Genomic DNA, 12,780 nt, shown 5'->3' with positions numbered 1-12,780 from the left:
GTGTTTAACTCTAAAACTGCAATTTACTCTTTCCTTTGTCAACAGAAGTAGCCACAGCTATTCCTCGGTTATCTTTCTTATCAACGGCGCAATAGAAATGATACACCACACCCTTCCATTTTACCACAAAACTTTTATGTGCATATTTGGCATCATACGGTTCGGATGATTTGATGAGATCCTCACCTTTCCAATCCGTCCAGTTCACCAGGTCGTAACTGCACGCAAACCGGTTAAATGTTTCATTCTTTCTTGTTTCCCAGAAAGCACCAAAATAAAACATCACCCACACATCGTTGATTTTTTGCAGCACGGCATCGCCGGTAATACCCACACCATGTTCCATCACCGGATCGGCATGGTAACGTTTCCAGTTGACCATGTCATCACTCACGGCCATGCCGATGCGTTCGAACCAGCGCCACTTGGGTTTATTGCCGCTGCTGTCGCCATTGGCATTGTAGTACATGATGAACTCGCTGCCGAGTGTTTTGTCTTTATCACGAATAACAGTGCTCTTGTATAATTTCCTGTTTTCCCACCAACGCACATCTGTATCGGTAGAACTTAAAACGGGTTTTGACAACCGGTTCCACTCATGTGGTTTGATTGGATCATTGGTTGTGTTGGCAATACCGATTGCTAATGGGCCGGATTCATAACCACGATCTCTTCCGCCGATATAGCTCATCCAGTATTTATTCTGGTATTTTTCCAGTTTGTAATTACCGCCCCATTTTGTATTCTGCAAAGCAATGTATCCTGCTTTCTGATTATTGTCCCAATCAGTGGTATCAGAAAAACTCATGAGTTTGCCGAGTGTTGTCCAATCCAACAAATCTTTACTTTTTGCGATCCATGTTTCATAACCACGCCCATCGAACTGGATGTAGGTCATATACCAGGAATTTCCTTTGCGGAAGACGGATGGACAATCAATTTTCTTTGTCTCATTTTCGGGTGTAACAACCAACCCGTATTTGAAAGGCGTTTTTACTTCTTCATATACTTTCTGCATTATTTCCTGCGGCACCTGTGAAGTAACCACAGAGGCACAGAGTACACAGAGAAAAAACAATACACACTTCGTGTATCTCTGTGTCTTTGTGTCTCTGTGGTTCACCTTACTATTTAATTTCTTTTGCTCTCTCACCGGCTGATTTCTTTTTTGCGTTGAACGGAACTAAATAAAAGCTGTATTGATAATTCTTTGGTTTGATCTGGTATTGCTCCAATGGTGCTGCCACTTCGCTCCAGCTATCGTTACCACCTACACCCATCTGTATGAGATCAATATTGAGTGTGATAAAGCCTGCTTCTTTCAGTTTATTCGTATGCTTTGCGTTCTGGATATTTTCTTCGGTATAAGGCCATGCACTCATGCTGAGTAAACTATCGGCCACTACCAGCAATCCATCTTTTGATGTTTTGTTGTGGAGATACATCCAACGTACATCAGTACGGTTACCATTTTCCTGCGGCACCACATACGGCTCCATAAAATCAAAAATATTCTGGTTGTAGATGCCCACATCTGCACCGTAACGACGATCGATATAATTTTCAAATGGTCCACGACCGAAGTATTCGATTTGATCATAGCTTCTGTTGATACCCATCTGAATACCAACTTTTGGAATATTCGGCAGACCGGGCTTTGAAACAGCATTCAATATAAAGTCTATTTTTACAACGCCTTCTTTATTTATCTGATAAATGATCCGTGCAAGAGCACTGTCTTTTGCAATTGAATAAAAGCTTGCAACAGTGAGATGGCCATATTGTTGAGAAAAAGTAATATGTTTCAATACAGGCTTATTCTCATACCATGCTTTCAATACACGATGTGTTTTAAATCCACGCCTGTCATTATCGGTTTGCGGTCTTGTGAAATGCGGTAATAAAGGCGCTGCGATCTGTTCCTTACCACTCAGCTTGTACGATTCCAATGCACCTGTTTTCTTATTGATGAAAATGGAATAATCAAACTGTTTTATTGTATATCCTTCTTCTGTTTCTGTATAGATAACCGGAGTAAAACGATTTGTTGTAGACGAAGCAGGCTTTAATACCAACTGATTACTTGCAATCTCAAAACCCGCAGGCGCCCATGCTTCGGCTTTTTGCAATACAAACTTCAACTCTACATGATATTCCGATGCTGCTTTTGCTTTCGGTAACCATTTTGACACAGGAAAATCCACTGTTGTTGCAGGCGCTACATCAATACCACCGATCTGCTGATTGGAAATAATCTTTCCATCTTCTTTCACAACAATATAAGCCGTATAAGCATTCACATTCTTTACTTCACTACGGTTGATGATGCGGATGATACCTTTCAATGACCCGATAGCTATCGGGTCAGCCCACTCAACCTGTATCGGTTGAAAAATACGTTTGCATTCATACATCGCCTGCTTGGACCTGCCATCTGCTGCCACAATTCCTTTGATGGTGAAGTTGTCGAAGTACCGTTCGCCATAATCACCACCATAAGCATAAAACTTTACACCTGCCGAATCGGTTTTCTCCAAGCCCTGATCTTTAAACTCCCAGATGCAACCGCCGATCACTCTCGGCAAACTACGCCACTGATCCCAAAAATCTTTTAAGTTACCGGCACTGTTGCCCATGGCATGTGCGTACTCACAAAAGAAAATGGGACGATGATCGCCGTTGTTTTGATTCACTAATAATGGTGCGGTGTAATCAGATGGATACATTCTGCTGACTACATCTACATAATATTGATCCACCGGATTCTGAATGCGATGCGAATGATCATTGCTTTTTAAATAACGGCTGTCACTTGGATCGATATAACCTTCTTCTTTCGGGCTGCCCATTGCGGGTTCGTAATGCAAAGGTCTCGTCATATCAAAGTCTTTGATCCATGCGGCCATCGCTGCATGATTGGGTCCACTACCTGCTTCGTTACCCAAACTCCACATGATAATGCTCGGATGATTTTTATCACGCAAAGCCATACGACTGATACGCTCCACATAAGCACCTGCCCATGCCGCATCATGACTCAGCTTTCCACCCAAACCATGCGTTTCCAGATTTGCTTCATCAATGACCATTATGCCGAACTCATCACACAGGTCTAACAAATATGGATCGCTTGGATAATGACTGAGACGAACACAATTAAAATTGAATTGTTTGATTGTTTTAATATCCTGTAAAATATCTTCTCTTGTTAATGCCTTCCCTCTTGTGGGATGATGATCGGGACGATTAACGCCATACAAGTAAGTGAGTTTTCCGTTGATGAGTAATTTGCTGTCGCTCTTGCGAAATTCAATGGAACGGAAACCAAGCCTGCATGTTTTTACTTCGAGTACTTTACCGGTACTGTCTTCTAATGTCAATACCAGCTTGTATAAATTCGGTTCTTCGGGGCTCCACTTTTTGGGATTACTGATAGTTGCTTCCATCAGTCCAAATTTTACACGATCTAACCGTGGATGAATTTCATTGATGATCTCATCCGTTTTTTTCGAAAGCGGTTGTTGTAAAACCGGCTGATTGTTGGCATCGTATACCTGCGCCTTCAACACATAACCGGGCATATCAGCACCGGATAAATTTTCGATGCGTGGACGGATACTCAGCAATGCATCTTTATAATCTTTATCCAATTTTGTTTGGTAAAAGAAATCTGCAATACGAAGCTTGGGCTCTGCCTGCAAATACACTTCACGATGAATACCACTCATGCGCCATTGATCCTGGTCTTCTAAAAAACTGCCATCACTCCAGCGTATCACCCAAACAGAAATGATGTTTTCTCCATCCTGTAAGTAAGGAGTAATGTTAAATTCACTTGGCAGAAAACTATCTTCAGCATAACCGGCAAACTTTCCGTTGATCCATAATTTATACGCTGAACTCACACCTCCAAAATGCAGCGTGATATTCATGTTCTTCCAATTGACAGGAACGGTAAATGTTTTTTGATAACAACCAACACCGTTATAATCCTGCGGCACATGCGGCGGATTTACCGGACGAAAAGGATACACAGCACTTTTGTAAATCGGTTTATCGTAACCCTGCATTTCCCAACTCGATGGAACAATGATCTTCTTCCACCCACTCACTTTGCTTTTATAAAAATCCTTTGGTGCATCAGAAGGCTTTAATGAGAATGAAAAATCCCAATCGCCGTTTAATGAAAGATAACGTCCACTTTTAGTTCTGTCGTCCTTCAATGCATCTGCAACAGTTGCAAATGAATAAGCTGTTACTCTTGATTGATCCCTGTTGATGCCGCTCACATACGGATCTTCGTACGGCTCACGATTAAAAATTGTTGGCGCAACAGGAACAGCAGCCGGTGTTTTATCAACCAACTGTGCAAATGCGGTTTGCACCACAGAGACACTGAGCACACTGAGGAATACACAAAAACTTATTATATCTCTGTGTCTTTGTGTCTCCGTGGTTCTATTCTTCTTCTCTTCTTTCATTTTACTTTTTCTTTTTCATCAACTCCATTTCAATACATGCCTGGATAAATGGCCCGATCGCTTTCAGATCATCATCTCTTCTCGGTTCGTTCACATAATATTCATAGGTACCATCACGATAAGGAATGCCGCCCAAACCGGCACCTGCAACAGCCTGAATAAAATGATACTGACCGTTGGCGTCGGTTGTTACAAATTGGCTGATCATGCCCTTGTAGGCTTTTTGCAAAGGTGCATTGAATGTTGCAGGCAAATAATGCATGCGGATGCCCTTTGCCAGTGCAAACACAAACATGGCCGTACCCGATGATTCGAGATAATTCTTTTCCTTATTCGCCTTATCAGTTACCTGCCACCACACACCACTCTTTGCATCCTGGAATTTTACAATGGCAGTTGAGAGACGATTCAATATTGCAATCAATTCTTTTCTTCTTGGATGAGTTGCAGGAATAAAATCCAGCACATCCACCAATGCCATCATATACCAACCCATGCTGCGGCTCCAGAACTCCGGTGAAGTACCTGTTTGTTTATTCGCCCAGCCTTGCAGTTTGCTTTCATCCCAGCCATGGTACAGCAAACCTGTTTTTGTATCACGACTATATTTTCCCATCCACACAAACTGGTTGATGATATCGTTAAAATCCTGTTGTTGCTTATTTACCACTGCATACTCTGCATAAAACGGTTCGATCATGTACAAACCATCGAGCCACATTTGCGAAGGGTATTTCAGCTTATGCCAAAAGCCGCCCACCTTATTCCGTGGCTGAATACTGATCTGATCACGCAATGTTTGTGCAGCAGTTTTATATTTCTCGTCTTTATACAATTGATGTAAACGCAACAGTTGACGGCCGGGAGGAATATTATCGCTGTTGTATTCATCCATCACATAGGTTCTGATCTTTCCATCAGCGGTAATAAAGTGATCAACGATGTGTTTGGTATAATCGATATAGGTTTGATCGTTCGTCATTTTCCACAAACGTTCAAAGCCCATCAGCACAACGCCTATTTCATAATTCCAGTTGGCCGGACGATCACCTGTTGGCAATTTATCCTGTTCCAGATGACTGGCATACTTTTTCACCACCATTGAATCTTTGTATTGCTTCATGATGGTAGCAGCCATTTGTTTGGCGTATTCAATTTGTGCAACAGCAGGAACCACGATTGCACTAAGTACAGTAAGTAGCACAAAGAATTTCCTTCGTGTTCCTTTGTGTCTTCCTGTCTCTGTGGTTCTATCTGCAGAGTAGCGTACAGAACGTACAAGTGATTTTATCATTTTATAAGATTTAATCTTTGTGTTCCTTTGTGTCTTCCGGTCTTTGTGTTTCAACCGGTCTTCTTCTCCAGTAGTTCGCCAGCAAACTTCCGCTGATGTTCATCCACGGACTAAACACCGCAGCTGCCAAACCAACCGTTCCCAACTTACCCATGCTGCCTGCAATACCGCTTGCCATGCCGCCGTTTTGCAAACCAACTTCAAACGCAATGGTGCGACTTGAATTTTTATCCATCCCAAACAAACGACTGAGCCAGTAACCAAAGAAGTAACCGGCTGCATTATGAATAACCGATGCAATAAACAATAACAATCCAACCTTCATCAAATTTTCTCTTCCTGCAGCGGTGGTTACAGTTGTAAAATAAATAATCCCAAACATCGAGATCAACGGCATGATACTGTCGAGCTTTGGAAACTTCACCCACAGCCAATGATACAACACACCTGCAATCACAGCTCCTGCAAAAAAAGCCGATAGCTGTATGCTTTGCAACAGACCGTTATTATCAATGTTGCCTTGCAACAATACCACTGTAACGATCCAGATAGCAGCAACTGCAGCTATGAGGTGTACTTTCTTTTTTTGTGTTGTGCCTGCATGTTTTAAAAAATCGTGTACCAGTGCAGCGCCGATCGGCACCAGTACAATCTTGATGATCTCCATCATCATATCCACAAACTTTATTTCAATGAGTGTGCCGGCCAGTGTTTTCATTAGCAATGGTGTTAACAGCGGTGCTACCAAAGTTGCCATGGCTGTTACAATTACACTCAACACTAAATTCGCTTTTGCCAAATACACCATTACATTACTTGCCAGGCCACTGCTGCAACTACCGATGAGAATAATACCGGCTGCAATCTCCGGTTCAAACTGAAAAACTTTTGTCAGCAATAAACCCATCAACGGCATTATGGAGAAATGACAGAACAAACCCACCAATACACCTTTGCCTGTTGATGCCAATCCGCTGAAATCTTTTAAGCTCATATGTGTACCCATGCCAAACATCACTAGTTGAATAATGACAAGGATCAATGTTTTATCCCGCAGGTTGACGCCACCCCAGTTTTTAAATGCTTCCGGGAACAGCATTCCCGCAGCAACAGCACTGATGATCCATGCGGTGTATTGATATCCTTTCAGCGATGGCACCGAACCAAGCCCGATTGCCAAACTGATGGCAGCGATCAATGCCGAAGGTTTGTACAACGATGCATTCTCAATTGCCGCACCAACGACAACGAGCAAAAGGCAAACAAGCGATATGTATAAAAAAGATTTCTTCATTTTATTTCTCACTGATTACACGGATTTCACTGACTAATACATCTGTGTTAATCTGCGTTATCTGTGAGCAATGTTTTTAAATATTCCATCGCAATTGGCGGGCTTGCCAGTATCGGCACTTTCTTTTCTGCATCGGTTAATGTGTCCACCACTCTTGCCATGCTTGCCTGCGCCAATACAATTACATCTACCTCGTTGGCGAGTTGCTTTAATACATCACCTACTTTTTGATCGTGTGTGGCTGCATCGCCACTCATCAATGCTTCAAATGCGCCTTCGCACAACACAGCTTTCAATTCAATTTCTTTTCCTGCGACCAATGCCCTTCTTCTAACCAAATCGCTTGTTGGATTTAATGTGGTTGACAGTGTTGCTACCACGCCGATCTTTTTCCCGGTTGCTACTGCTTTGTCGGCCATTGGCTGATCTACCCGCAACACAGGCACACCTGTTAATGTTGCTGCGGTTTCAACTGCAGGACCGATGGAAGAACAGGTGAACAAAATATAATCTGCTCCTGCTTCTTCTGCCGATGCGGCATAGTTCACCACTCGTTTACTTGTTGACGCAGTTAATTCACCGCAAGCAATGGTGTTCTTGATCAAACTGTCATCCACAATGTTGAAGACTTTTACATTCGGCAAATACTTACTCACCAAGTCTGCAAACACAGGCACCAATGTTGCCGATGTATGAACCAATCCTAATGTTTTTTGTGACATCTTGTTTATGTTCGTTTTATTTTATGATACCAACTTTTGTATTTCTGTTTAGCTGTTGTTGCGTCGCACACTTGTGCCACACAATACGAATGAACATTTTTGTGGCACCCCGCTGCAAGCGGTGGTACGTTCTGTATTTCTGTTCATCTTTTTGGGAACCACAAAGACACAGATAACATTAAGTAACACAAAGGCTATTCTTCGTGTCCCTTCGTGACTTAGCGCCTTAGTGGTTCAAAAGAGTCCGAAATAATCCTCCGCCCCAACCTGTCCGCCTTTAAAATTCACTTCCAGTCCGTTGATCTTTTTATTCTTCGAATAAGCTTTACACAACGGTGCCCCACTTACAATTGGTGCGATCATTTCCACTGCATCAATCCCCATGGCTCTCGCTGCATAACTGCTTGTATCGCCACCGGCCACCACCACACGTTTCACATTTGAATGCAACACCGCATGCTTAGCAATAATGCCCAACGCTGCTCCCAATTTCTCCGAAGAAAGATTTTCTGTTTGTTTACTGCCTGTATGTACAAGTACGTTCTTTTGTTTTTGCAGAAATACCGCCACATGATTTAGTACAGCTGCATCAACCGTTCCTTCATCCACTATTTTCTGTGCATCAATGATCACTTCTTCAAAATCATTTGACTTTGCCCATGCAATCTGTGCAGCTGTAACAGGCGAACAACTGCCCGACACTACCAATAACGGCGTTGCCTTGACCGGTTTTTTCCATTCACTTACTTTGGTCAATAATCCTTTTTCATTCCAGTAATTACCCAATGCAGCTTCCACACCTGAGCCTCCCACACTGAACAATGTCTTTTCTTCTTCCAAGTCATTCATCCACTCTCCGACCTTTGTCAATTGTTCTTCATACATCGTATCAACTAAAATAACTTCTTCATCTGTTAACGCTTCTTTCCATTGCTCAACAGGAAGATCAAGTTGTGTAATATCGATCAATCCTATTTTCTTTTCTGTTTGTTTTCCAATATGCAGACGCAGATCACTTTCATCTGCCGGTGTTACCGGATGTTTACTCATCGATGGATGACGATCCAATCGATAAATTTTTCCGTTACTTCCAATGCCCATGCGTGCAAACAGATTACCGAACAAACAATACCGACCCAATGCAGGCATACCGCCAATTACCGGAATCAGTTTGTTTGGAAAAACTGTTGCACCGCAATCAATGGCTTTACCAATACTGCCAACTGTTGCTGACGAATCAAATGTAGAGCACACTTTGTAATGCACCTGCTTTGCACCACTTGCTTTCAGTTGTTCAAATGCAGGCAACAATATCTCCTGCATCTGTGCAGGTGATAAAGCTCTTGTTTTACCCGCCACTCCAATCACATCAATATCCGGAAACTGCAGTAACTGTTCTGCAGTTGGTGGTTCAATAAACAACACGGCTTTTGCACCGGCTCTTGTAATAAATTCAAGCGCATCAGTGCTGCCGGTGAAATCATCACCGTAAAATGCGAGTAATATGTTTTGTTTGTTGTTCATTTTTTTGCCACTAAGGCACGAAGGCACTAAGCGACTCAAATTTTTTATTATTGTTTTCTTCTTTGTGTTTCCTGTCTGCCGCCAGGCAGGCTTCCTGTCTTTGTGTCTTCGTGGCAATTACCTCTTACCGAATTTTTCAACAGCTGCTGCAAACTCTTTATACTGCTTTGCCGCATCTTCCAACGTTAAACCATCCACCGCTGCTTTCCATGCCTGCTGTAATGCCACCACGCCTGCTGCTGCACCCATTGGATGGGCCATGATACCGCCACCAGCCATGTACAACAGATCAACTGTTTTTGTTCTTCTGTATGTTTCAAATGCCTGTCCTCCCCATTGACCCGATGATACAACCGGCACCACTGTTTTATGATCAAACATTTTTGTTAAGCATGCTTCAATCGATGCCACGACACTATCATCACTCTCCCAGAATTTATTTTGAATACCGTTCACATGCATCTGGTCTGCACCTGCCAATCGCCATATTTTCTGATACGCTTTATAATCGATTCCTAACAATGGATGTCTTGTCAGCATACCCCAACCATTGCGGTGTGCATGTATCGCCAATTGCCGCTGATCCATAATTTTCTTCGCAGCTGCCAGGCCTACACTGTTAATGCTGATCATAGCACAGGTACCGCCACTGTTAACAATCTTCTCATAACGCTGCAGCATTTCATCCACTTCTCCACTGAGATTGAATGCATACATTACTTTCTTACCTGTCTTATCTGCATGTGCGTTGATGACGTTCATCACTGCATCAACACGGTCATTGAAACTGGAGTTGCCCGATGAAGAAAGCAGTTCATCATCTTTTACAAAATCAATTCCTGCTTCAGCCAATGTCTTAACCATTGCAGCCGTTTGCTCAGGCGATAAACCAATAGATGGCTTGATGATAGTGCCGATCATTGGACGACCTTGCACGCCTGTTAATTGTCTGCATCCTTCAATACCAAATGCTGGACCTTTGAATTGTTCGCCGAATGAGGCAGGCAATTCAATATCCATCAACTTTAAACCGGTGAATTGTGTGATCTCGTATAAATTTCCCTGCAGGGTTGAAACCATCACAGGGAGATTGTAACCGAAGTTTTCGATGCTCCACGATACTTTCACAATGGCACGGTGGTACTTCCCATCCTTACTCGTTGCACCGGGAATGGCTGGTTCATTCACTGTTTCCAATACTTCTACCGATTCCACTCTTGCCGCAAAGCGTTGTTTGAGTTCCGCTGTTTCGCCGGGCACCGCTACAAATGTTCCAGATGATTGTTCACCGGCCAATACCGCTGCTGCCTTCTCCGGCGCATACGGCGTTTCGATGTAATATGTTGCTAAAATTCTTTCCATGTTTTTTTGTTTTGAACCCTTAAGACACTAAGTGCACAACGCAACACGAAGTCTTAGTGAATCTTTCTGCCTTCGTGTCTTTGTGGTTCCATCTACTATCTTGCCAACGGCAACCAAACCGTCATATCTGTTTTACCACGGTTGGCCCATGCGTAATACGGAATAAGTTTAATGATTACCGGCTTTAGTTTTGTATTTACTTCTTTATATAAGGTATTGTTCCATTGATTCTGATCGAGCAATCTTGCTTCACCTGTTAAGGCCATTACATTTCCTTCTGCAATTTTCATCGGCACAGGTTGCAGTTTGATGTTGGATGGAATCAGCACATCAAATACGTTTTGTTGTGGCAGGTCTGTTGATTCCAGACAATAGATCACCGGTCCACGCTTTACTGTTACCTGGTTTCTTGTTTCTTCCACCAATGGATTGCTTTCGATAAGTGTTGCAGGCATATCCATAGTGAGCTCTAGTTTATCATTTGCTTTTACCGTTAACTCAACATAACCATTTTCTCTTTTCGCTGCAACAAGTTTACCGTTTTGTTTTATGTCAAATCGATTGCACCAACCCGGAATGCGAAGAAAAATTTTCGTTCCATTCTTTGACAGTTCTTTTATGTTCATAACAACCGCACCGCTCCAGGGATAATTGGTTGTTTGCTCCAGTTTGATCTTGGTTCCATCATGTAACTCCGTTACCAATGTATTGCCGCCGTACATATTGATGTACAAACCTTTTTCACCAATACTGTACATATAACTGTTTACTTCAGCAATGGTACGCACTACATTCGGCGGACAGCAATTCGATTTGCTGATATAAGGCACTCTTCCACCTTCCCAACGCAGATGGTACGGGTAGTTTGCTGTTGCTGCCAATGGATTGGTGTAAAAATATTTTGTGCCGTCCATGCTCACACCGCTCAACACGCTGTTGTATAAAGCGAGTTCAACAATATCAGCATATCTCGATTCTCCAGTTAATAAAAACATCCGCCAGTTCCACAATACATTACCAATGTTGGCGCAGGTTTCATTGTGTGCACTGAAGTTGGGTAACTGATAATCTCTTCCATAACTCTGGTGCACTTTCTGCACGGTGTCAGGTTTGTACGAAGTACCATCCACACTCACACCATCATATAACGCACCGCAACCACCGGTTACATACATTTTTGTATTGATGACATTGTTCCACATTTTGTTCAAAGTGTTCATCAAGGTTGCATCGCCTGTTTCAGCATACACATCGGCCACACCTGCAAACAAATAATTCGCCCTCACAGCATGACCAACCACTTTATTCATTTCACGGAAAGGTGCACGGTCGCTGTTATCATCTGTTCCTTCAACCGTACCACGGATATTGATGAGATGAATCACCAGATCGAGATATTTCTTTTCGTTTGTAGTGCGGTACAATTCGGTTAAGCCCATGTAATGCGATGGACAGATCGCATTGCGTGCCAGTTCAGGAGTTGCCGTTGCATAAAACCCAATCAGAAAATCGGCTGCTTTCTTTGCAATGTTGAGCAAAGTTGTTTTACCCGTTGCACGGTAATGCACACAGGCCGCCGTCATTAAATGACCAAAGTTGTAGGCTTCAAAACTTAACTGATCATCAAACATTTTATCCTTGCCTGTTTTCTTTTGTTCGATGATGTTCTTGGTATAGATATAACCATCGCTCTTTTGTGCTTTACCAATTACATCAATGGCTTCATCCATCCATTTTTCCAACTTCGGATCTTTAGTGTTGGCATACATGGCTGCCACCGCTTCCAGTGTTTTATAAAAATCACCATCATGAAACGATGGGCCACGGAAACGACCGGTATCTAAACCGGCAGCCACTCGAAAATTCTGAAACGAATAACAGATGTCTTTGCTGGTATAGGTTTGCCAAAGCTGCGGCAGCATGGCATCACGACAAACAGCAAAACGTTCGGCCCAGAAACCTTTTGTCCATTGCACATCACTGATGCCTACGCCGGTAAGCTTTGCATAACTGCTGCCTTGTGTGTTGACAAGACTTGTTTGCGCTGAAACCTGGTTCAGCAATAAAATAGATAGCACCAATGTAACACTGATTCTTTTCATC

At 42.7% G+C, this 12,780-nt stretch carries 8 protein-coding genes; all 8 read right to left on the bottom strand.

Going from position 1 to position 12,780, the window contains the following annotated elements; all coding sequences use genetic code 11:
• Positions 1-10 precede the first annotated feature (10 nt).
• The gene (locus IQ13_RS01620) at positions 11-1,018 is read right to left on the bottom strand and encodes a glycoside hydrolase family protein (protein WP_199758149.1); all 1,008 of its coding nucleotides are present in this window, start codon (positions 1,016-1,018) and stop codon (positions 11-13) included.
• Positions 1,019-1,127: 109 nt separating this feature from the next.
• On the bottom strand, positions 1,128-4,403 hold the full coding sequence (locus tag IQ13_RS01615; RefSeq protein WP_242009451.1) for a glycoside hydrolase family 2 TIM barrel-domain containing protein: 3,276 nt from the start codon (positions 4,401-4,403) through the stop codon (positions 1,128-1,130).
• Between the two features lie 79 nt (positions 4,404-4,482).
• Entirely contained in the window at positions 4,483-5,775 is a 1,293-nt protein-coding gene (locus tag IQ13_RS01610; protein WP_144883841.1) for a glycoside hydrolase family 88/105 protein, read from the bottom strand.
• Between the two features lie 10 nt (positions 5,776-5,785).
• A complete protein-coding gene (locus IQ13_RS01605) occupies positions 5,786-7,069 on the bottom strand; it encodes a bile acid:sodium symporter family protein (protein ID WP_144883839.1) in 1,284 nt (427 codons plus the stop codon).
• A 47-nt stretch (positions 7,070-7,116) separates the two neighbouring features.
• Complete coding sequence (locus IQ13_RS01600; protein WP_144883837.1) at positions 7,117-7,791, bottom strand: aspartate/glutamate racemase family protein; 675 nt, start codon at positions 7,789-7,791, stop codon at positions 7,117-7,119.
• A 234-nt stretch (positions 7,792-8,025) separates the two neighbouring features.
• Positions 8,026-9,315 carry a four-carbon acid sugar kinase family protein gene (locus IQ13_RS01595; protein ID WP_144883835.1) on the bottom strand — a complete coding sequence of 430 codons (1,290 nt, stop codon included), beginning with the start codon at positions 9,313-9,315 and terminating at the stop codon, positions 8,026-8,028.
• Positions 9,316-9,432: 117 nt separating this feature from the next.
• A complete protein-coding gene (locus IQ13_RS01590; protein WP_144883833.1) occupies positions 9,433-10,677 on the bottom strand; it encodes a ribulose-bisphosphate carboxylase large subunit family protein in 1,245 nt (414 codons plus the stop codon).
• 95 nt (positions 10,678-10,772) lie between these two features.
• The gene (locus tag IQ13_RS01585; RefSeq protein ID WP_144883831.1) at positions 10,773-12,779 is read right to left on the bottom strand and encodes an aceric acid hydrolase; all 2,007 of its coding nucleotides are present in this window, start codon (positions 12,777-12,779) and stop codon (positions 10,773-10,775) included.
• Between the last annotated feature and the right edge of the window lies 1 nt (position 12,780).

Source organism: Lacibacter cauensis, assembly GCF_007830055.1.
GTDB classification, from domain to species: domain Bacteria; phylum Bacteroidota; class Bacteroidia; order Chitinophagales; family Chitinophagaceae; genus Lacibacter; species Lacibacter cauensis.
This window is presented reverse-complemented; position numbering and strand designations above follow the sequence as displayed.